At 66.0% G+C, this 21,226-nt stretch carries 15 protein-coding genes and 2 pseudogenes; 6 read left to right on the top strand and 11 right to left on the bottom strand.

Going from position 1 to position 21,226, the window contains the following annotated elements; genetic code table 11:
- Nucleotides 1–118 precede the first annotated feature (118 nt).
- The gene (locus ABQF30_RS23915) at nucleotides 119–1,360 is read left to right on the top strand and encodes a hypothetical protein (RefSeq protein ID WP_448468464.1); all 1,242 of its coding nucleotides are present in this window, start codon (nucleotides 119–121) and stop codon (nucleotides 1,358–1,360) included.
- A gap of 49 nt (nucleotides 1,361–1,409) precedes the next feature.
- Here ABQF30_RS23915 and ABQF30_RS23910 read toward each other — a convergent pair whose 3' ends face one another.
- Entirely contained in the window at nucleotides 1,410–3,248 is a 1,839-nt protein-coding gene (locus ABQF30_RS23910) for an ABC transporter family substrate-binding protein (protein WP_448468825.1), read from the bottom strand.
- Between the two features lie 431 nt (nucleotides 3,249–3,679).
- Here ABQF30_RS23910 and ABQF30_RS23905 point away from each other — a divergent pair, with 431 nt between their 5' ends.
- Nucleotides 3,680–4,906, top strand: a complete 1,227-nt coding sequence (locus ABQF30_RS23905) for a hypothetical protein (protein WP_448468462.1) — start codon at nucleotides 3,680–3,682, stop codon at nucleotides 4,904–4,906.
- A gap of 132 nt (nucleotides 4,907–5,038) precedes the next feature.
- On the opposite strand, the gene ABQF30_RS23900 is transcribed toward ABQF30_RS23905, so the two are convergent.
- Nucleotides 5,039–6,232, bottom strand: a complete 1,194-nt coding sequence (locus tag ABQF30_RS23900; protein WP_448468460.1) for a lipase family protein — start codon at nucleotides 6,230–6,232, stop codon at nucleotides 5,039–5,041.
- 34 nt (nucleotides 6,233–6,266) lie between these two features.
- Nucleotides 6,267–8,168, bottom strand: a complete 1,902-nt coding sequence (typA, locus tag ABQF30_RS23895; RefSeq protein WP_448468458.1) for a translational GTPase TypA — start codon at nucleotides 8,166–8,168, stop codon at nucleotides 6,267–6,269.
- Nucleotides 8,169–8,466: 298 nt separating this feature from the next.
- Between typA and ABQF30_RS23890 the strand changes: the two genes are divergently transcribed.
- Nucleotides 8,467–8,730, top strand: coding sequence for a hypothetical protein (locus tag ABQF30_RS23890; protein ID WP_448468456.1), 264 nt, complete (start codon nucleotides 8,467–8,469; stop codon nucleotides 8,728–8,730).
- Nucleotides 8,731–8,736: 6 nt separating this feature from the next.
- On the opposite strand, the gene ABQF30_RS23885 is transcribed toward ABQF30_RS23890, so the two are convergent.
- From ABQF30_RS23885 to ABQF30_RS23855, 7 genes and pseudogenes are all read right to left on the bottom strand, one after another.
- Nucleotides 8,737–9,174, bottom strand: a complete 438-nt coding sequence (locus ABQF30_RS23885) for a pyridoxamine 5'-phosphate oxidase family protein (protein ID WP_448468454.1) — start codon at nucleotides 9,172–9,174, stop codon at nucleotides 8,737–8,739.
- Nucleotides 9,175–9,259: 85 nt separating this feature from the next.
- Nucleotides 9,260–9,999: pseudogene (narI, locus tag ABQF30_RS23880) on the bottom strand (respiratory nitrate reductase subunit gamma); the annotation flags it as partial.
- A 12-nt stretch (nucleotides 10,000–10,011) separates the two neighbouring features.
- Nucleotides 10,012–10,638, bottom strand: a pseudogene (gene narJ / locus ABQF30_RS23875) (nitrate reductase molybdenum cofactor assembly chaperone); the annotation flags it as partial.
- Nucleotides 10,638–12,284 carry a nitrate reductase subunit beta gene (gene narH, locus ABQF30_RS23870; RefSeq protein ID WP_448468452.1) on the bottom strand — a complete coding sequence of 549 codons (1,647 nt, stop codon included), beginning with the start codon at nucleotides 12,282–12,284 and terminating at the stop codon, nucleotides 10,638–10,640. The gene narH and the pseudogene narJ, both read right to left, overlap by 1 nt.
- A gap of 36 nt (nucleotides 12,285–12,320) precedes the next feature.
- Nucleotides 12,321–16,004 (bottom strand): nitrate reductase subunit alpha, encoded by a 3,684-nt coding sequence (locus tag ABQF30_RS23865; protein WP_448468450.1) that lies wholly within the window; start codon nucleotides 16,002–16,004, stop codon nucleotides 12,321–12,323.
- Nucleotides 16,001–17,218 carry a nitrate/nitrite transporter gene (locus ABQF30_RS23860; protein WP_448468448.1) on the bottom strand — a complete coding sequence of 406 codons (1,218 nt, stop codon included), beginning with the start codon at nucleotides 17,216–17,218 and terminating at the stop codon, nucleotides 16,001–16,003. Before ABQF30_RS23860 ends, ABQF30_RS23865 begins: the two co-directional genes overlap by 4 nt.
- A gap of 148 nt (nucleotides 17,219–17,366) precedes the next feature.
- Nucleotides 17,367–17,759: a (deoxy)nucleoside triphosphate pyrophosphohydrolase gene (locus ABQF30_RS23855; protein WP_448468446.1), complete on the bottom strand. Its 393-nt coding sequence runs from the start codon at nucleotides 17,757–17,759 to the stop codon at nucleotides 17,367–17,369.
- Nucleotides 17,760–17,786: 27 nt separating this feature from the next.
- Between ABQF30_RS23855 and ABQF30_RS23850 the strand changes: the two genes are divergently transcribed.
- Nucleotides 17,787–18,080, top strand: a complete 294-nt coding sequence (locus ABQF30_RS23850; protein ID WP_448468444.1) for a 4a-hydroxytetrahydrobiopterin dehydratase — start codon at nucleotides 17,787–17,789, stop codon at nucleotides 18,078–18,080.
- On the opposite strand, the gene ABQF30_RS23845 is transcribed toward ABQF30_RS23850, so the two are convergent.
- Nucleotides 18,049–19,227 carry a mannosyltransferase gene (locus tag ABQF30_RS23845; RefSeq protein WP_448468442.1) on the bottom strand — a complete coding sequence of 393 codons (1,179 nt, stop codon included), beginning with the start codon at nucleotides 19,225–19,227 and terminating at the stop codon, nucleotides 18,049–18,051. The two genes, ABQF30_RS23850 and ABQF30_RS23845, sit on opposite strands and share 32 nt — an antisense overlap.
- A gap of 269 nt (nucleotides 19,228–19,496) precedes the next feature.
- Between ABQF30_RS23845 and ABQF30_RS23840 the strand changes: the two genes are divergently transcribed.
- Together ABQF30_RS23840 and ABQF30_RS23835 are read left to right on the top strand one after the other, a co-directional pair.
- On the top strand, nucleotides 19,497–20,114 hold the full coding sequence (locus tag ABQF30_RS23840; RefSeq protein ID WP_448468440.1) for a hypothetical protein: 618 nt from the start codon (nucleotides 19,497–19,499) through the stop codon (nucleotides 20,112–20,114).
- A gap of 41 nt (nucleotides 20,115–20,155) precedes the next feature.
- The gene (locus ABQF30_RS23835; protein ID WP_448468438.1) at nucleotides 20,156–21,163 is read left to right on the top strand and encodes an Rv1157c family protein; all 1,008 of its coding nucleotides are present in this window, start codon (nucleotides 20,156–20,158) and stop codon (nucleotides 21,161–21,163) included.
- The last annotated feature ends 63 nt before the right edge of the window (nucleotides 21,164–21,226 follow it).

Genomic DNA, 21,226 nt, shown 5'->3' with positions numbered 1-21,226 from the left:
TGAACGACCCGCGTTGCCGGGCGCTGGCAATGCTTTCAGAGTTTCGAAAACCACCCAATTATTAACTTACTCTCAGGTAGCTTCTGCGGCGTCGGGGTCTCACGTCCGAAGGAGAGAGATGCAAGCCGCAGCCCGTCCCTATTTCGCCGCAGGAATCGCCCTGGTCGGAGCGAGCGCCATCGCGATCAGCCCAGTTGCCCCGCCATTGCCTGACATAGAAGTTCCCGCTGTCTATTCCGCGGCGGCCGAGCTCACCGCGTCGGCAAACCCGCTTGAGGCGTACCTGGCCCTCGTCACCAATACCGTCACCAACGTGCAGGCCACCATCGGTGCCGAACTGGCGGACCCCGCACCGATCTTGTTGCAGGTGATCGCAAACCAGATCAGCACAGCCGAATCGCTCGCCGCGGCCCTGCAAAACTCCGGCCGAGCACTGGGCAACGCGCTGGACCCCTCGAATCCGTGGAGCATTCCGTCCCTGTTGCAGGCAGCCTTCACCGATCTCCTCGAAGGCGACATCAATGGCGCGGTGGCCAATGTCTGGAGCGCGTTCCTCACACCGGTCGCGGGCGCCTTCCTGCCGTTGTTGGAGCCTGCCATCAATGCCATCAGGCAGCCCGTTGAGAACCTGGCCAATGTGCTGAGCAACCCGGCGATCGTGTCGCTGCCGGCGCTCGGGCTGCTCAACACCGTGTACGTCACCGTCACCGCGGCGGGGAATGTCGGCCAGGACATCGTTGACTCGGCCACCGCGGGCGACCCGCTCGGTGTCGTCAACGCGATGCTCAGTGGTCCCGCCGTCATCACGGACACCTTCCTCAACGGCGGCCCTCTCGGTGGCGGGGTGTTCGGTCCCAGCCTTGGCCTCCTATCGACCCTGCGCACGGCCCGCGAGCTGATCGCCGCGGCGATCACGCCTCCGCCGGAGGAAGCGTCCCTTACCCAAGCCAATGCCACGTTGGCTTCGGCCGCCAAGACCGTCACGCTTGACGTTCCGCCGGCCGAAAAGCCCGCCACTGCAACGGCACCGGCGGCCGCTGCGGTAGCCGGGGAAACCGAGGCCGCAGTAGAGGACGCCGAGACACCAGCCGCCGATGCCGACAGAAAAGTGGCGACGAACGTCGTCAAGGACAGCGCGGTGGCTGTGCCCGGGAAGACCGGCACTGCCACCAAACCGGCCAGGACGAACCCGTTCAAGCAGGTCCGTGACGGGATCGAGGGCACTCTCAAGAACGTCGGCGACGGGATCACCAAAACTGCGGACGGCCTGCGCGGCAAGAGCAAAAAGTCAAGCAGCTCAACCACATCCGGCGAGGGCGACAGCTCGAGCTCAGGCGGGAGCACAAGCGACGCAGCCTGATTCACCTATCTGCCAGTGGGCCTCCTCCAACCGAGGGGGCCCACTGCCGTTACCTCGTCTTCGTCCAGTGGCCCGCATCGCCCACGATGCCGACGGGCACTGCACCTGACAGGCTCACGTTCTGCACACTCGGGCCGGCCGCGACGATGGTGGTGTCCTGCAGGATCGGCAGCACCGTCGCCATGTTCCACAGCCGCGGCTCGGCAGCTTGGATCACCTCGGCGATGTTGGCCGTACCATCAAGCGCCGCATCGATCTTGGGTTGGATACTGCGGTCGCAGATGCCGGTGATATTGCTCGGCGCCTGCACGAGTTCGTCGGATTCCGGAGCCGGGAGCGGTGGCGTGGTGGTCGGTGTGGTTGTCACGGGCACCGGTGATGGGGTGCTCGTGGGCTTGGGGGGCGCAGGGGTGGGCACGCCGGGTACCGCGGTGGACACCGGCGTCGCCTCCAGGGCACGGCAGCCGTACCGCGACGCCAGCGTGGTTGCCAAGTCTCCCCCGGCCTGGCGCCAACCGACGACGGCGTCGACGCGATTGTTGGTCAGCGCATCGCCATAGAGGGCCACGGGATCCAGCGCCAGCACGGACGCTTCGATCCCGACATTGCGCAGTTGATCGGCCGCGGTGTTGGCCACCGCCACCGAGGTCGGATCGTTGGACGCGACGCCAAGCACCATGGACAACGGCGCACCGTCCTTGATGACGCGTTGCCGACCGTTCTCGGGCGCGGGCGCACCCTGTTCCGGCGTGGCGGCGGGCTCGATCTCGTAACCAGCCGCACGCAGCAACTCAAGCGCGCCGTCGCGGCTCATGGCGGGCGGCGCGGTGGGCACATATCCAGGGTCCGACGGTGAGCGCACCTGCGCCTGTGCGAGCGTGACGGTGTTGTCATCCCCGGCACCCACCGAGGCGAGCAGATCGACGTCGATCAATCCCAGGATCGCTTTGCGCACTTGAGGATCGGCCAGCTTCGGCTGCTGTGCACGCAACGTCAACTGCATGACCCGCGGTGTGACGATGCGTGCGGTCCGCACGTCGGGGATCGCACTGAGTTGGGCGAAAGTAGCTGCGCCGCCGTGTACTTGGGCAACCTGCGTGTCGCCGTTGCGGATCGAGTCGGCCAGCGCGGCCGGCGCGCCACCGCGCCGGAACAGCACGAGGTCGGGTTTGGCCGGCTCACTCCAGTAGCGGTCGTTGCGGGCCAGCAGGATCTCATCGCGCTGCGGGTCGATGTTCTCCACTCGGAACTGCCCACCGGTCACCGGCATCGCCCGGGCCAGCCCCGCACCGAAACCGCCCGGGACGTCTTTGACGATGTGGGCCGGCAGGATGTCGTTGAACAGTTCGCGCCAGGCCGGGTATGGCTGGGAGAACGTCACGACGGCCGTCTTGCCGCCCTCGACGGACTGCACGCCGGTAATCAGGTCGTAACCGGCCGGGTCGACGACACCGGGTTGGCTGACCATCTGACGCCACAAGTACCAGTAATCGTCCGCGGCGATCGGGGCGTTGTCCGTCCACTGCGCCTCGGGCCGGATCTTGTAGGTGACGGTGAACGGGTTCTCACTGGTCACTTCCGCCGATTCCAGCAGAGTGGGGTCGAGTTCCCAGCGCGAACCAGTCGGCGACTTCGGATCCGCGACCGGTCGGAACGAACTCGGCAGAACGAGTGCCGCGATCGCCGCATTCACCGGCGACTGATCGGACAGCAGGTGCGGATTGAAGCCGGGGCCGACAGAGTCGATGGCCATGATGATCTGCGTCGCCTTGGCGGGCGGCGGCGGTGTCGTCTCGGTGGTCTCGGTGCTCTGCGGGGCGGGCGGCGGGCTTACCGTGCAGCCACCCAGCACGAGCGCCGGCACCGAAACGAGCGCCCCGATCGTCATGCGGGCGCAGCGGGAGGGTGTCGGCACGCCACTCAGGGTATCGACCGACACATAAGGCACTCGGGAGCGCACCGAAACTTGGCTGCGACGGGCCGACAAGCTACGACGCCTAGCGGGATAGATCCAATCTGTCGACGTGTACAAGCACGTTGCCAGATGCGGCGCAGCGATCTATCAGGCGGACTCGCAGGCTGTGGAACCTTTATACGGGACCACCATATTCTGCATTATTCGGTAACCAGCCGAATTTCGAGCAACACCCGAGGACATCGCTGCAGCGCCGCGAACTGCAGACGAAATTCGCTCAAACGAATCCGGTGACACGACACATAGAACACGTTTCACCATTTTGCATCTATCTCAGCTGATTCTCAGTTAATCTCTGCTCGTCGGCCGGAGTGACCGACGTCACATCTCACCAAGGAGATCCGTTGCGACAATCACTGCGCCCCTACATTTCGACCGGCATCGCGATAGCAGGCGCCGGCATCATCGCCGTCACCCCGATAGCACCACCCACACCCGAACGCTCGGTCGAGTTTTCGTCCGTCCACCTCGCGGCAGCCGAACTTCCCGGGGCCGTACAAACCCTCGACACTCAAAGCGTCGCCGAGGCGTATCAGAACTTGATCATCATGACCGGGGCGTACATGTCCGACGCCTTCGTCCCGTTCGTCACCAACCCGACTCCAATCCTGAATCAACTGCGCGCAAATCAGTTCGCGTACTTGAACTACCTCGCGATAGGCATCACGTATGGGGCCGCCAACAGCGTGCAGATCTTGGCGGACATGCCCGGGGTCATCATCACTGCAGCAACCCAACTGAGGGCAGGCGACGCCGAGGCGGCGATCCTGACGCTGTGGAGTTTCGTGGAGTATTCGGTACAGCTGGTCATCAGCCCATTCATCCAAACTCTGCAGATCCCCGGCATGATCACTCAGAACATCGCCAACGTCGCCGCAACCATCCCAACGATGGTCCTGCAGACCGGCCTTGACGCATTCGAGACAGTCAGCAACACCGTCCGCACGACGGCGGCCTCCGTCCAGAGCATCGTCGACGCGGCAGGCTCGGGCAATCCCCTAGCCCTGGCGAACGCGATCGCGCTCGCCCCCGCCGAGATCGCGACCGCTCTTCTCGTCGGTGACCTCGCAGAAGGAGGAGACACTCCGGGCTTGATCAACGGCCTGTTCAAGAACCTGGTGCTTGCCCGCCAGACGATTGCCGAAGCCCTGGGTGCACCACCACTGGAGGCTCCCGAGGAACGTTTCGCAGCCGTGACCGCCGAGGTCGATAGCGTCGACGTGGTGTCCACCGGGGGAGACACCACGCCGCCGTCACCCGCTGCAACCGATGAGGACGCCGTCTCAGAGCCTGCAGAGGAACCAACTGAGCCGGCCGCTCTCGTCAGGGACAGCTTCCGGGCCGTTCCGGGGGAAAACGCCACCGGGGCACGCACTCTGGGCAATCCCAGGACCAGGATCGTGAAGACGGTCAGCGATGACATCTCGGCCGCGGCCACCAAGATCGGTGACGGCATCAAGAAGGCGTTCACCAAGCCAAGCAAGAAAGCCGCGGCCAATGCCGGTTCCGGCGACAACGCCGGCTCGGGCTCCGGCAGCAATGACTCCGCCGGTTCGGGGGAGAGCGGGTAAGCACACCCGCTCTGGCCGACCCCCTCTGCCGCACGGGAGGGGGTCGGTTGCTGTCAAGCCCATCCCGAGCGGCCACCTATGACACGCAAAGCACGAAAAGCCGTGTCATAATTGGCCTTTCGACGCCCTCAGTTACTTGTGTGCCGCCATGAACGCTTCGCAATCGTTGGCCGACGGTATGGAGTTCAAGCGGTCCTTCAGCCAGCCCAGAGCAGCAGTGGGGTCGATCTGGTCGCGCGGCTTGTCGGGCCAGAAAGCGATCTGGATGACGTCGCCCATCTGGCAGGCACGGGTCAGTGCACGGTCGGTCCACGCGGCCGGGATCACCGAATCCTGGCCACCGTAAATCACATACATCGGTACCTGGGTCGGTCCTTGGGGCAGGTTCGTCTTCTGGATGAACCCGCGCAGCACCTCGAGGGCCTCGGGGCCGGCGGGACGCAAGTCCTCCGGGGGGATCTGCGCGGCCAACGATGTCCGCTCAGCGCTGTTCTGGCAGCTGAGCAGCGCGTCCCAATTGTCTTGGGCCGCCCCGCGGCGGTAGTCATCGAGCTCGAGATCGTAGTAGTACTGGTTCTTCAGGGCTTCCAGATAGCGCGTGTAGACGACCTTCTGGTCGGGGTTCAACGAACCGGCCATCGCCGCGTCGACAAGCCCCTCGATCTCGGCCATCGGGGCCAGGGATGCCGTCACCACCAAATCCAGACCGGATCCGTAGTTTTCGACGAGTTCGTTTGCAGCCCAGGCAGCTTGGCCGCCTTCCTGTGCACCCAGCGCGGCCCAGGATGTCGAGGTGTTGGGCACCATCGCCCGCGTCGCACGCACCGCGTCGATCATGTTGTAACCGGCCGTCGTCGAGTCCAGGTACGGGTGAAAGTCGTACTCGTCGGGCTTCGCAGGCTTTCCCAGGCCTTGATAGTCGGGCACGGTGACCACGTACCCGGCGTTGAGCAGCGCCACGACGGTCGCGGACTCGCCGAACAGGTTGGGCGACACCGACGGCGCGCAATCGGGTGCGGTGCCCACAGTCCGATGGCCCAGTGCCACTATCGGAAACCCACCGGGCGGCGCGGTGCCCTTGGGGACGAACACCGACCCCGCCACGTGCGCGACAGCATCATTGACGCCGTTGCGCGACACGTAGGTCATGGTCCTGGCGTCAGAGGCTGCCTCACGCAACGCCGGGTCGAGATCGGACAGCGGGGCCTCGGCGATGACGGCGCCCGCATCCTCCGACTTCCATGCCTCGGGCTCCTCGGAAGATCCTCCGCCGCAGCCGGTGATGACGGCGAGAACGACCGACAACAGCGCCAAGACCCGAACCATCAATACCCCCTAGCTTGTGGCGGTACCCGCGAAACTACCCGCGTGCCTTGGCCCGCGCCTTCGCACGCGCCCGCAAGCTCGCGGTGAGTTCTACTTTGCGCACCCGCACGATCTCGGGCGTCACCTCGACGCACTCGTCGGCCGCGCAGAACTCCATCGCCTTTTCGAGGTCGAGTTCCAGCGGCCGGGCCAGCGTCTCCATCACGTCAGCCGTCGAGGACCGCATGTTGGTCAGCTTCTTCTCGCGGGTGACGTTGACGTCCAGATCCTCGGCGCGCGGGTTGATGCCGACGACCTGACCTTCATAGGTGTCGTCGCCCGGCTCGACGAAGAACTGGCCGCGGTCGGACAGCTGGATCATCGCGAACGGCGTCACCGAACCGCTGCGGTCGCTCACCAGCGACCCGGTGTGCCGGGCGCGGATCTCTCCGGCCCAGGGCCGGTACCCGTCGAAGACCGCGTTGGCGATACCGGTGCCTCGGGTCAGCGTGAGGAAGTCGGTGCGGAAGCCGATCAGCCCGCGGCTGGGCACGATGAAGTCCATCCGGACCCAGCCCGCCGCGTGGTTGGCCATCTCTTCCATCCGACCCTTACGCGCGGCCATCAGCTGCGTAACCGCGCCGACGAACTCCTCGGGACAGTCGATGGTCATGGCTTCGAAAGGCTCGTGCAGCTTGCCGTCGATGTTGCGGGTGACCACCTGTGGCTTGCCGACGGTCAGCTCGAAACCCTCACGGCGCATCTGCTCGACGAGCACCGCGAGCGCGAGCTCACCGCGGCCCTGCACCTCCCAGGCGTCGGGACGGCCGATGTCTACCACCTTGATCGACACATTGCCGACCAGTTCGGAGTCCAGCCGGTTCCGCACCATCCGGGCGGTCAGCTTGTGCCCGGACACCTTGCCCGCCAGCGGCGAGGTGTTGGTGCCGACGGTCACCGAGATCGCCGGCTCGTCGACGGTGATCCGCGGCAACGGATGCGCATGCTCAGGGTCGGCCAACGTGTCGCCGATCATGATCTCGGGGATCCCGGCGACCGCAACGATGTCGCCCGCGACGGCTTCCTCTGTGGGCCTGCGGTCGACGCCCTCGGTGGCCAGCAGCTCGGTGATCTTGGCGTTGGTGACGACCGGGACACCGTCGACCTCACGCATCCACGCCACCTGCTGGCCTTTGCGCAGCCGGCCGTTGTAGATGCGGATCAGCGCGAGCCGGCCGAGGAAGGCCGAGGCGTCGAGGTTGGTGACGAGCGCCTGCAGCGGCGCCTCGGGGTCGCCGCTGGGCGGCGGGATGTGCTCGAGCAGGACGTCGAACAGTGGGTCGAGGTTCTCGCCATCGGGGTTCTCGCCGTTGGCGGGCTCGACGGTGCTGGCGATGCCCGCGCGACCGGATGCGTACAGCACCGGAAGTCCCAGAGCGTCCTCGGCGGCCGTCTGCGCCTCGGCGTCGAGATCGGATGCGACGTCGAGCAGCAGGTCGTGGCTCTCCGAGACGACCTCGGAGATGCGCGCGTCGGGACGGTCGGTCTTGTTGACCACCAGGATCACCGGCAGGTGCGCGGCCAGCGCCTTGCGCAGCACGAACCGGGTCTGCGGCAGCGGGCCCTCGGAGGCGTCGACCAGAAGCAGCACACCGTCCACCATGGACAGGCCGCGCTCGACCTCGCCGCCGAAGTCCGCGTGGCCCGGAGTGTCGATCACGTTGATGACCGTCATCCCGCCGTCGGCGTGGTGCCGGTGCACGGCGGTGTTCTTCGCCAGGATGGTGATGCCCTTTTCCTTCTCCAGGTCACCGGAGTCCATCAGGCGTTCAACAGCGTCATCGCCGCGGTGCGTCAAGGCACCCGACTGCCGCAGCATCGCGTCGACTAGGGTCGTTTTGCCGTGGTCAACGTGGGCCACAATGGCGACGTTGCGAAAATCTTGGTGCGAATCCACGCTGCAATTCTCGCAGGTAGTCGACCCAATCACGAAAACGAGAGAGCCCGGTCACGTTGAAGTCCGCCAAGCTCGCCGGCGTAAAGCCCAAAAAGAAGTGCTGTCGCAGCAAGCCCAGGTGCAAACGCTGCCCGGTGGTACTGCACAAGGTGCGCAAGGCCGAACTCAACGGAATACGCGGTACTGAACTCGAGAAAGTCTTCAAACGGGCCCGGAAGTCCTGACGTTCGCGAGTACCGTTTGAGGTATCCGTCAATAGGGGTTCGGCCCCGAATTGGCACAGTTGGAGGTACCGACGATGACGGTTTACGAAGTGCTCACCGTCGCGCTGATCATGGTGCTGGCAACAGCGACCACGGTGGCGATCTACGTGGGGATGGCGAACTGGATCGGCGCCTGCTACGTCGTCCGGTGCAGTGAATGCCACCACCTGACATTCGCGTCGGCCAACCGCCCGCAGGAGTCCTGTGCGCATTGCCGTCACCCGATGCTCATGCATCCGCTGTACTCGGCGCACCATGACCACTCGGTGCGGGTGGTCGGTGACCGGTTGCGGTACTGAGCTGGGTTACTGAGTGTCGCCGCTGTTGTGCGGCACACTGGGTTCCCGAAACTGCCGCCCGGTCACCTTCTCGGTGCGGACTCGCACGAAGTGATCCCGACGGCCGTCCGCCCACGACTGCACGAACGTCCCGGCGACGTCCACTAACTCATCGATGTCGGAAATCGGCTCTGCGTGTCCGACGACGGTCACACTCCAGCCGGTTCGCAACTCCGGGTCCAGCTCGTCAGCCTGGAACGCCACCACCTGGTTCGCGGTGGCGGCAGCCCACTTGGGCCCGCCGGCGACACGGATCACCACGTCGTCGTGCGCCAACCGGAAGTTCACCGGCTGCACGGCAGGTAGCGCGTCCTCGGTGAACACCAGACGGCCCACCCGCGCCCGCTGCAACAGATCAAGGCATTGCCTGCGGCTGAGGACGTCCAGTTCGTGTCCCTTGGTCATGGGATCAACCTCCTTCGACACGCTCCACAGTCCTCTGTTGGATTGCGGTGCGGCAGTGCCAAAGGTCCCTAATTGTGCGGCGCCCTCACCAGCCGCGGCGGTGCGGGTGGGAGCCGATCAGCTCGCCCTGCTGCGCGACGTCGCGGCTGCGGTAGACGATGTAGGGCCGGAACAGGTAGCCGATCGGCGCGCTGAACACGTGCACCAGCCGGGTGAACGGCCACAGGCAGAACAGCGCCAGCCCGATGAGGACATGCAGCTGGTAATACACCGGCGCTCCTGCCATCAGGTCACCGCGCGGCTGCAGCACCCAGATGGACCGGAACCACAGCGACACCGACTCACGGTAGTTGTACGGCTCCCCCACTACGCCGGACCCCAGCGCGGTCGCGACCAACCCGGCCACGATTGCCATCACCAGGACGACGTACATCACCTTGTCGTTGGCGGTGGTGGCCATGAACACCGGGCCGGTGGTGCGCCGACGAAAGATCAGCAGCGCGATGCCGATCAGGGTGCTCAGCCCGGCGATGGTCCCCAGCACGATCGCCTGGATGTGATACGCGTGCTCGCTCAGACCGATGGCGTGTGTCCACGACTGGGGGATGATCAGCCCGATGACGTGGCCGACGATCACCACCAGGATGCCGAAGTGGAACATCGGGCTGCCGATCCGCAACAGCCGCGATTCGTAAAGCTGCGACGAGCGGGTGGTCCAGCCGAACTTGTCGTAGCGGTACCGCCACCAGGTGCCGACGGCCACGATCGCCAACGTGACGTACGGGATCACGTCCCAGAAGATCTCTCCACTCGACATCAGACACCCTCCTGAACCCGACGGGGTGGCACCGTCAGCTGAAATGGCTGCAATCCAACCGATTCCGTCGGCGGACCCGACTGCAGCAAATTCGATACGGCGGCCGGAGCGGAGACATCGGGCAGCGTCATGCAGACCGCGGTCACGGCCGGCGCGTACACCGATCCGGCGTCGGTCAGGGCCTGCCTGAGCACATCGATAGGCAGTCGGTGCGCGACGAGCAGCCGACGTCCGGCATCGGGGTCGACCGTGGCAGCGAACTCCAGGACCACCGGAAGATGGTCGGGCGCTTCATTTTTAGGCGGCAGGGCGCCGGCGGCACGGTAGGCCTGGGTGAACACCACCATCTGCGAGCCGCGGTTGCGGGTGTCCCCGCCCGTCCAGTACGTCAACAGCATCGTGGCGCGCTTGTGCAGATCGAAGGTGTCGACATAGTCGACCGCCAGCGCCATGACACTCCTACTCCGCAGCGCCACAAGGGTTTCGCCGATCAGCCGGGCAGGCTCACCGGTGACATGCCCGAGCAGGCTCTCGGCGGTGTCCAGCCGGGCGGCGTGCTGCTCGTCGGGATAGGCCAGCAGCAGCGAGACCGATTGCCACACCAGGCGGTCCTGCATTGTTTGGTCGGCCCGGCCGCGCAGTTTCATCACTTGTCCCCCGGAAACAGGCCCGAAGGCACTCCCCTGCCGTCCCAGTTGAGGAGGTTCAGCCGCGACGGATGCTCGGCATTGGCCGCCATGCCGTCGCTGGTCTGGCGGTGCTGCAGGGCGTGAAAGGTCTCGACGGCCACCGGAATCGGCCCGCCGCTGGCCTCCCCGAAGGGACCCGACTCGTACATCCCGGGCCCACCCTCGAATGACAGCGAGCAGCCCGGCTCCTCCGCCCCGGGTATCGCCTCCGAGCTGTAGGCCGTCGGGATGACGTACCGCTCATCGTATTTCGCCAGCGCCAACAACCGGTACATGTCGTACATCTGCTGCTCGGTCATTCCGACCGCCTGCGGGATGTGCGGCTGAGTCTCCCGGCCGAGGTTGATATCGCGCATGTACGACCGCATCGCCGCGAGCCGACGCAGCACCCCTTCGACGACGTCGGTGTCCCCGGCGGTGAACAACCCGGCCAGGTACTCCATCGGGATGCGGAGTGATTCCAGCGCGCCGAACAGGTTGCCGACGTCTTCCCCGTCATGTCCGTCCCGGCTTACCGCGTCGACAACCGGGGACAGCGGCGGGATGTACCAGACCATCGGCACCGTGCGGAACTCCGGATGCAGTGGCAGCGCAACACCATACGTGTGGATGAGCTTGTAGATCGGCGAGTGTTGGGCCGCGGTGATCCATTCATCGGAGATACCTTCGGCCTTCGCCCCGGCGATCACCGCGGGATCCGTCGGATCGAGCAGGATCTGTCGCTGCGCCTCGTACAGATCCTTGTCGTCGGGCACCGAGGCGGCCTCCAGCACCCGGTCGACGTCGTAGAGCACCAGCCCGAGGTACCGCAGCCGACCCACACAGGTTTCCGAGCACACCGTCGGCAACCCGACCTCGATGCGCGGATAGCACAGCGTGCACTTCTCGGCCTTGCCGGTCTTGTGGTTGAAATACACTTTCTTGTAAGGGCATCCGGAGACACACATCCGCCAGCCTCGGCAGCGGTCCTGGTCGACGAGCACGATGCCGTCCTCGGAACGCTTGTACATCGCCCCGGACGGGCAGGACGCCACGCATGACGGGTTGAGGCAGTGCTCGCAGATCCGCGGCAGGTAGAACATGAACGTCTGCTCAAGCTCCAGCTTTATCTCCTCGCTGATCTTCTGCAGGATCGGATCGCCGGGCACGATCTCCGGGGAGCCGCCCAGATCGTCGTCCCAGGCGGCCGACCATGACACCTTCATCGGCTCCCCGCTGATCAGGCTGCGCGGTGGGGCGACGGGCATGTGCTCGCCAAGCGGCGCCGAGGTCAGGTTCTCGTAGTCGTAGGTCCATGGCTCGTAGTAGTCGTCGATGGAGGGCAGTTTCGGGTTCGCGAAGATGCGGGACAGCTTGGCCAGCCGGCCGCCGTCGCGCAGCCTCAGCCGGCCCCGCCGGTCGAGGCGCCAGCCGCCGCGCCAGCGCTCCTGATCCTCGTAGGTGCGCGGATACCCCTGTCCCGGACGGGTTTCGACGTTGTTGAACCACACATACTCGGTGCCCGCGCGGTTGGTCCACGCCTGTTTACACGTCACCGAGCAGGTGTGGCACCCGATGCACTTGTCGAGGTTCATCACCATCGCCATCTGTGCCATGACCTTCATCGATGCCTCATTTCGCAAGCGTGCGTTCTGCGCATGTCAGTACGTCACATCCTGGCTGCGGCGGCGGACCACCGTGACCTCGTCGCGTTGGTTTCCGGTCGGGCCGAGATAGTTGAACGCGTACGAGTGCTGGGCATAACCGCCCGCCAGATGGCTGGGCTTGATCAACAGCCGGGTCAGCGAGTTGTGGATTCCGCCGCGGGTGCCCGTTGTTTCCGTCAACGGAACATCGATCGTGCGTTCCTGCGCGTGGTAGACGAACACCACGCCCTCGGGCATCCGGTGGCTGACGATCGCCCGGCACACCAACACACCGTTACGGTTGACCGCCTCGACCCAATCATTGTCCTGCACTTCGATTTTTGCCGCATCGGCCGGGCTCATCCACATTGTGGGGCCGCCGCGCGACAGCGAAAGCATGAAAAGGTTGTCCTGGTACTCCGAGTGGATCGACCACTTCGAGTGGGGCGTCAGGTAACGCACCGTAAGGCCGATCCCCTGGTGGCCTACTTCCGGCTCGCCGAACAACCGCGACATGTCCAGCGGCGGACGGTAGATCGGCAACTGCTCGCCGAGTTCCTCGAGCCAGTCGTGGTCGACGTAGAAATGCATTCGGCCGGTGAGGGTGTGGAAGGGTTTGAGTTCTTCGATGTTCACTGTGAACGGCGCGTAGCGGCGGCCACCGGTCTCGCTGCCCGACCACTCCGGGCTGGTGATCACCGGCACCGGGCGGGCCTGGGTGTCGGCGTAGGTGATCCGGCGTTCTTCACTGCCGATGGCTAGGTGCACCAGCTTGCGCCCGGTGCGCCGCTCGAGTTCGCGGAACCCTTCGACGGCGAGCCGTCCGTTCGAGGTGCCCGAGAGAGCGAGAATGACGTCGGCCATCCGCTCGGCCGTCGTGATCGCCGGGCGTCCCTGAGCCACACCGGAATCCATCACCCCAAATTTCGCGCCGAGTTCGGCGACCTCCTCGTCAGGGTGCGTGGTCACCCCCTTCGTGGTCACCCCGAGCGTGTCGACGAGCGGGCCCAGGGTGGCCCACTTCTGGGCGATTGCGCCGAAATCGCGCTCCACCACCGCCACCGGCCCCATCGTCTTACCGGGCACCGGCGTCTCGCCTGTCGTGCGCCAATCATGCTCGGTACCACCGGGATAGGCCATCGCACCGGGTGTGTCGTGCTGCAAAGTGCCCAGCACCACATCGGTGCGCACCCCGAGATGTTTGGCTGCCAGTGTGCTGAATGCCCGGGCGATGGCGCCGAAAGCCTCGTAGTCCGAGTGGGTTTCCCAGGGCGGGTCGACGGCCGGGCTGAACGCGTGCACATAGGGGTGCATGTCGGTGCTGGACAGATCGGCCTTCTCGTACCAGGTCGCCGCAGGCAGCACCACATCAGAAAGCAGCGTCGTCGAGGTCATCCGGAAGTCGATCGACATCAGCATGTCGAGCTTTCCTTCCGGAATCTCGTCGGTCCAGGTGATCCCGGCCGGGCGCAGACCCTCCGGGGTGGGTTCCGCCTGGACGTTGGACGTGGTCCCGAGCAGGTGGCGCAGAAAGTACTCGTTGCCCTTGCTCGACGACCCCAGCAGGTTCGCACGCCAGACATTCAGCACCCGGGGCCAATTGGCAGGATTGTCGGGATCGGTCACCGCGAGTTTCAGGCTGCCGTCAGCGAGTTTCTCGGCGACGTAGGCCGGGATCTCTTGTCCGGCCGCCACCGCCTCGTCGGCGACATCCAGGCTCGACCGGTCGAACTGCGGAAAGAACGGACTCCACCCCATCGCCGTCGCCGACGCCAGGACGTCCATGGTGTGCTTGTCACGGAACCGTCCACGGCCCAGCGGGCTGGCCAGCGCGTCGGCACGGTAACCGTCGTAACGCCATTGGTCGGTGTGGGCATACCAGTACGACGTTCCGGCCATCTGCCGCGGTGGACGCGACCAGTCGCTGCCCATCGCCATGGTCGCCCAGCCAGTCACCGGCCGGCACTTTTCCTGGCCGACGTAATGTGCCCAGCCGCCGCCGTTGCGGCCCATCGATCCGGTGAGCAACAGCATCGCCAGCACGGCGCGATAGGTGGCATCGCCGTGGAACCACTGACAGATGCCGGCGCCCATGATGATCATCGACCGGCCGTTGGATTCCTCTGCGTTACGGGCGAATTCCCTCGCCACCCGAATCGCCTGGGTGGCGGCAACCCCGGTGATGGCTTCCTGCCAGGCCGGCGTGTAGAGGCCGCCGGCGTCGTCATAGCCGGTGGGCCAGTCCCCTGGTAGCCCGGGCCGCACCACCCCGTACTGGGCGAGCATCAGATCGAACACCGTGCAGACCAGGTGCTCGCCGACGCGCCGCACGGGCACACCGCGTTCCATCGTCTCGCCGTGACCGTCGATGGTGTCGAAGCGAGGTAGCCGGATCGCCGCGGTTTCCCCCTCCTCGGTTGCCACGGTGAGGGCCGGCACCAGATCCTCGAGATCGAGGTTCCAGTTGCCCAGACCGGCGTTGCCGAAACGGAATCCCAATGAACCCTGGGGAACCGCGACGCTGTCGCTGGCCGCGTCGAGCAGCGCAGGTTTGAACGCTGAGTTTTCCTGTTCGGCGACTGCTCCGCCCAGGTCGGCGGCGGTGAGGTTCTTACCCGGCACCAGGAGGCCGTCGCGCTCCTCCAACTTCACCAGGAATGGCAGATCGGTGAACCTGCGAACGTAATCGACGAAGTACGGAACTCGTTTCTGGACAAAGCATTCCGACAAGATCACATGGCCCATTGCCATCGCCAGCGCACCGTCGGTCCCGGCGGCGCACGGCATCCACTCGTCGGCGAACTTCGTGTTGTCGGCGTAGTCGGGACTGATGCTGACGACCTTGGTGCCCCGGTAGCGCACCTCGGCCATCCAGTGCGCGTCGGGGGTGCGGGTGACCGGAACGTTGGACCCCCACATCATCAGATACGAGGCGTCCCACCAGTCCCCCGATTCCGGCACGTCGGTCTGATCACCGAACACCTGCGGGGACGCCACCGGCAGATCGGCATACCAGTCGTAGAACGACGTCATCACCCCGCCGATCAGCTCGACGAACCGCGAGCCGGCAGCATGACTGACCATCGACATGGCCGGGATCGGCGAAAACCCGGCGACCCGGTCCGGGCCGTAGGTCTTGATGGTGTGCACGTGTGCGGCGGCGATCATCTCGGTGGCCTCGGCCCAGCTCACGCGCACCAGGCCGCCCTTCCCGCGGGCGTTGTGATAGCGCCGTCTGCGGTCGGGGTCCGCCTGGATGTCGGCCCACGCCTGGACGGGGTCCCCCAGCCTGGCCCTGGCCTCCCGGTACATCTCGACGAGCACGCCACGGGCGTACGGATAGCGCACGCGGGTGGGCGAATACGTGTACCAGGAGAACGCCGCGCCACGCGGGCAGCCGCGCGGTTCGTATTCGGGCCGATCGGGGCCGACCGATGGATAGTCGGTCTCCTGGGTCTCCCAGGTGATGATCCCGTCCTTGACGTAGATCTTCCACGAGCACGATCCCGTGCAGTTCACGCCGTGGGTGGACCGCACCACTTTGTCGTGGCTCCAGCGGTCGCGATAGAACACGTCGCCGTCGCGGCCGCCCCTGCGGGTGACCGAGCGGAGATCGGGTGAGAACTCCCCCGGTGTGAAGAACCTGCCGCTGCGTTCCAGCAGTTCCTCCATGCGTCCGCCGACATGCGGCTTTGTCATTGCTTAGGCTCCTTGCCCGGTTCATGCGCACGCAGCCGCAGCGCCGTGTAGGCCAGCGCCACCAGCGCGGTGGCCACCAACAGCAGCAGACCGACGGTGTAGTCGTTCTCGGTCCTGTCGTACGTCGAGCCCATCACCAGCGGCGGGAAGTAACCACCCAAACCACCTGCGGCAGCCACTATTCCGGTGACCGAGCCCACCGACTGTGCCGGTGAGCGGCGGGCCACCCAGGCGAACACGCCGCCGGTCCCGATGCCGAGGAAGACCGCGAGGGTGATGAAGGTGGCCGCCGACCACAGGTCCGGCGGCGGCTGGAACACCGCGACGAAGGCCATCAACGCAGTGCCCGCGAACGAGGCCAGCACGACGTACTTCGGTGGGATGCGGTCCGACAGGGCACCACCGATCGGCCGGGCCAGCACCGCGGCCAACGCGAAACCTGCTGTGCGTGTTCCGGCTTCGACGGCGGTGAAATCGTAGATTGTCTTGATGTAGGTGGGCAGATAGTTGCTGAAGGCCACGAAGCCACCGAAGACCACGGCGTAGAGGAACGACATCTCCCACGTCATCGGCAGTTTCATCGCGGCTTTGAGCTTGGGCAGCACCGGGTCGGTGTTCGGACGGAAGGCCGGGGCGTCCCGCATCACCGCGACACACAGCACCGCCGTCAGGGCGAGCGCCACCGCGATGATGACGTGAGTGGTGAACAGCCCGAACCACCGGACGAAGCGCGGCGTGAAGAATGCCGACATCGCGGTGCCGACCATGCCCATGCCGAACACCCCGGTCGCGAATCCCCGCCGCGACGCCTCATACCAGTTGTTGGAGAACGGAATACCGACAGCGAATATGGTGCCGGCGATTCCGAGGAAAAAGCCGCACACGATCAGCAGTGGATATGAGTCGGCAGCGCCGGCCGCTCCGACTGCGACTACGGGTGGTATTGATGCCAATGTGACCGCGATGAACATCGCGCGGCCACCGAACCGGTCGGTCAGCGAACCGACCACGATCCGGCCCAGCGATCCGACCAGGATCGGCGTGGCAACCAGCATCGAGGCCTGCGTACTGCTCAATCGCATATCGCCGGCGTAGGTGGTGGACAGCGGGCCGATCATGTTCCAGGCCCAGAAGTTGATCGCCGATACCCACGTCGCCAGCGCCAGGTTCACGCTTTGTCGCCGACCGGTGTACGGCGTGGTGGCCGTGCTCACCTGACCAGGAAAACATTGCGGCCCAGTACCCGCGCCATTTTCAAGGAAACGTTACGTGCACTTTCATGGAAATGTAATTCGCAACACGAGCATGCTGAAATTAAACCGCTTACGCCACAACAGTTAAATGCCGGTATTCCCGCACGGGCTAATGGCGCCGCAGTGCGGCAGCCAAATCGGCCACCCAGGCGCGGTCGGCCGGCACCCAGGCCAGGCCATCGAGTTCGTCGGCACCCACCCAGCGCAACGCACGATGGTCGTGCGGTTGGGGACTGCCCGCTGACAACGACACGCGGTAGGCACGCAACGTCATGGTGTCGCTCAGCGCGACGTCGGCCCCGAGACGTACGCCGACGGCGACCTCGACGCCGAGTTCCTCGTGCAGTTCCCGGGCGAGCGCGGCGGCGTCGCTCTCCCCCGGCGCGACCTTGCCGCCCGGCAACTCCCACAGGCCGGCCAGGGCCGGCGGCCGGTCGCGCTGGGCAACCAGCAGCGTGCCGGCTGAAATCAGCGCCCCTGCAACGACGATCTGCTCATCCATCGCGCCCGACGGTATACCGTCGATCCCATGGCTGTGTTAACGAATGATCAGGTTGACGCTGCACTGTCAGATCTGCCGGGTTGGGAACACTCGGACGGCGCCTTGCGGCGTTCGGTCAAGTTCCCCGCGTTCCTCGACGGCATCGACGCAGTGCGCCGGGTGGCTGAGTTCGCCGAGCAGAAAGATCATCATCCGGATATCGATATCCGTTGGCGGACAGTCACCTTCGCATTGGTGACGCATTCCGCCGGCGGGATCACCGACAAGGATGTGCAGATGGCCGAAGAGATCAACCGGATTCTGGCTGACGGGCCGAGCTGACCGCTGCTGTCTTGCTCCTCGCGTCCGCGGCGATCCACGCCAGCGTCGCGAGCGTCGCGACGATGTAGATCAGCCCGGCCCAGGCCAGATACCAGGGTCGGCTGATTTCCCAGATGCTCGGCTGGGCGAAACTGAGCAGCCACGGCACCCCGATCAGGGTCAGCCCCAGCCAGCCCCAGCCCAGGATCCGCGCGCCGCGCCGATCCGACAGCGGGCCGTGCAGCAGCCAGATCATCAGCGGGATCAGCCACACCCAGTGATGCGTCCACGAGATCGGTGAGAGCAGCAGGCCGAACAGGCTGACGACGACGATCGCGCCGAGCCGGTCGGCAGCGCCGCCGATGGCCCGCCACGCCAACACAGCCAGTACCGCGGTGACGGCGATACCGAGCAGAACCACAGGGCCGAAACCCGCGTCGTGACCGAGGATCCGGGAGACCCCGCCACGCCACGACTGGTTGAACGACGTCGCGATCGGCCCGATCCGCTCAGCATCACCGAGCAGTTCGGTGAAATACCGGCGGGCCTGATCCCCGACCACGAGCCACGACAGGCCGACGGTCCCGAAGAACACCAAAGCCGAGAACACCACGGTGGCCCACCGGCGTGCCCCGACGAAATACAGCCCCGACACCGCCGGGGTGAGTTTCACCCCGGCAGACAGACCAACCAGCAGCCCCGACACCCACCACCGATTGGAGTACACCGCGCAGAGCCCCGCGAGCACGAGCACGACGTTGACCTGCCCGTAGTCGAAGGTGCTGCGCAGCGGTTCGGTCCAGATGCCGACGGCGGTCCACAGCATCGCGACACGCCGCTGCGCGTTTTGGTGCAGGAGCAGTTGGCTGACGCGCACCACGCCGTAGAGCGCGGCGATGGTGCCGATCTGCCAGAGGAACGCGACCAGTCCGAACGGCAGCAGATGCAGTGGGTAGAACACGATCGCGGCGAACGGCGGATAGGTGAACGGCAGCGGGAAGTCGGGCGTCTGCTCGGCATAGACGTAGTCGTAGAGCGCGCCCGGTCCGTCCAAAGCGCCGGCACCACCCACATACACGTGCAGGTCGACGAAGTTTGCGCCGTTGGGCACCAGATACGTCCAAGCCAACCGCGCCAGGATGCTGACGATCAACAACATCGGCGCCATGCGCTGCAGCCGCGCGGATGTTGGGACGGTGGTAGCGGGTTCGGTGTTTACGGCTCGACTTTAGCGGTGGCCGCGTGTCACGCCAGCGTGACGCTCGGCGTCCGCAGCCACTCTGGCGTGACGCTCGCGGGCAGTGGCCGGCCAGCGCTCCGGTAACCGATTCCCGTCACTGCCGTAACGGTTGAATAACCGCCACACGTGTCACTTGAGTACCACCAGTAACTCGATACGTTCAGGCACAGACGTGCAGTCAACCGATTGGGAGAACCATGAAATTCACCTGGAAAGCATTTTCCACCAGCATGATCGCGGCGGCGGGCGCTCTCCCGGTCGCGTTGGCGCTCAGCGCCACGGCGAATGCGGAGCCGGTGCCGGCACCGCCGGCGCCCGGCGTGCCCAACTTGCCGATCGTCAACCAGCTTGCCGGCGTTCCGGGCGCGGCGCCTCAGCTGCTGCAGGGTGTCGCCTCGGCGCTGACCGGAACGCCTGCCGCCGCACCGGCGCCGGTGCCGTCGGCCACCGCGTCGGTGACCCTGCCGCAAGCCCCGGCGTCCGTCACGCAACCTGCCGCTCCGGTGGCTACCGCTCCTGCGACGCCCGCGGCCACCGGACCCGCCTCGCTGATTCCATCGGCCGAAGTGAAGATCCCGCAGGTGCCGGGCATGCCGATCCCGCTGCCGCAGCAGGTGAACTTCCCGGGTGACCTGGCTTCACTTGCGCCGGTCGGCAGCCCGCTGGCCAACCTCGCCCCGGCTGCGGCGGCTCCCGTTACCGCAGCGGCCCCAGCGGTTGCAGCAGCCCCGGCAGCCACTGTTCCCAGTGCTTCTGCTGCAACAGCTCCAGGTGCGTTGGCGTTGGCTCCCCTGCTGACCGCCGGCCTGCCCTGATCACCGATCTGGTCTGACCGCCGAAACGTATTGGGAGAGCCATGACACCGAAAAAGCTGTTTGCCGCCGCCGTCGCGATCGGTTCCAGTGCCGCGCTGCTGTTCGGCGGCGGGGTGGCCAACGCCGATCCCGCCGCGCTGCCGATCGACGGCTTGCAGGCGCCGGGCCTGTCGGCGGTGGAGGGCCTCAGCCCGGTCATTCAGCAGGCGGCGGCCGACCCGGCCGGTGCCGCGCAACTGCTGATGGCCGCGGCGCAGGCCTTCGCGGCCAACAAATCGGAATCGGACGACTCCCGCAATGTCGCGACGGCGGTCAACCACTTCGTCGCCGACCCAGCGGCGGCCGCACCGGCCGCCGCACCGGTCGCGGCGCCCGAACATGTCCCCGCCAACGGTGCCGGCCTTGACGCTCACCTGCCCGCAGGCGTCGACCCGGCGCATGCCGTCGGGCCGGCCCTGCACACGCCAGAGGCGCTGCCGCCTGCCGAGCCGCTCGCGGCACCGGCGCCTGGCCCCGCGCCCGAGGCAGCGCCCGCACCGGCACCCGAGGCAGCACCTGCTCCCGCACCGGCGCCCGAGGGTGCCGCTCCGGCCCCGGCACCTGCCCCCGGCCCGACGCCGCCTGCGGGATTCGCGCCGGATACCCCGCCGACGCAGGACTTCATGTATCCGTCGATCAGCAACGGATGCCTCAAGGATGGCGGGAACGTTCTCGCCACCGCGATTTCGGTGGCCGGCCCGGCGAAGATCCCGATGCCCGGCCCCGGCCCGGGCCAGACCGCCTACGTGTTCACCGCGGTGGGCACGCCCGGCCCGGCAGCCGAGCAGAAGCTGCCGCTCAATGTCACCTGGGTGAACCTGACCACCGGCAAGTCGGGCGGCGCCACGCTCAAGCCGCAGTCGGACATCAACCCCGAGGGGCCGACGACACTGACCGCGATCGCCGACACCGGCTCAGGCAGCATCATGTCGACGATCTTCGGCCAGGTCACGACGACCGAGAAGCAATGCCAGTTCATGCCCACCATCGGTTCGACGGTGGTGCCCTGACCAACAGAAGAAAATGGGGAAACGGAATTCCCGGTCGCTGGCCTCGCTAGCGACCGGGAATTT

It is taken from the genome of Mycolicibacterium sp. XJ870 (assembly GCF_053483975.1).
Note: the sequence above shows the minus strand (reverse complement) of the source record. Positions and strands in the feature narration are given on the sequence as shown.

Excerpts from the sequence above, each read along its gene's own strand:
- ABQF30_RS23915 (WP_448468464.1), top strand. The coding sequence starts at position 119 with ATGCAAGCCGCAGCCCGTCCCTATTTCGCCGCAGGAATCGCCCTGGTC.
- ABQF30_RS23910 (WP_448468825.1), bottom strand. The coding sequence starts at position 3,248 with ATGACGATCGGGGCGCTCGTTTCGGTGCCGGCGCTCGTGCTGGGTGGC.
- ABQF30_RS23900 (WP_448468460.1), bottom strand. The coding sequence starts at position 6,232 with ATGGTTCGGGTCTTGGCGCTGTTGTCGGTCGTTCTCGCCGTCATCACC.
- ABQF30_RS23890 (WP_448468456.1), top strand. The coding sequence starts at position 8,467 with ATGACGGTTTACGAAGTGCTCACCGTCGCGCTGATCATGGTGCTGGCA.
- ABQF30_RS23885 (WP_448468454.1), bottom strand. The coding sequence starts at position 9,174 with ATGACCAAGGGACACGAACTGGACGTCCTCAGCCGCAGGCAATGCCTT.
- narH (WP_448468452.1), bottom strand. The coding sequence starts at position 12,284 with ATGAAGGTCATGGCACAGATGGCGATGGTGATGAACCTCGACAAGTGC.
- ABQF30_RS23865 (WP_448468450.1), bottom strand. The coding sequence starts at position 16,004 with ATGACAAAGCCGCATGTCGGCGGACGCATGGAGGAACTGCTGGAACGC.
- ABQF30_RS23855 (WP_448468446.1), bottom strand. The coding sequence starts at position 17,759 with ATGGATGAGCAGATCGTCGTTGCAGGGGCGCTGATTTCAGCCGGCACG.
- ABQF30_RS23850 (WP_448468444.1), top strand. The coding sequence starts at position 17,787 with ATGGCTGTGTTAACGAATGATCAGGTTGACGCTGCACTGTCAGATCTG.
- ABQF30_RS23845 (WP_448468442.1), bottom strand. The coding sequence starts at position 19,227 with ATGGCGCCGATGTTGTTGATCGTCAGCATCCTGGCGCGGTTGGCTTGG.
- ABQF30_RS23840 (WP_448468440.1), top strand. The coding sequence starts at position 19,497 with ATGAAATTCACCTGGAAAGCATTTTCCACCAGCATGATCGCGGCGGCG.
- ABQF30_RS23835 (WP_448468438.1), top strand. The coding sequence starts at position 20,156 with ATGACACCGAAAAAGCTGTTTGCCGCCGCCGTCGCGATCGGTTCCAGT.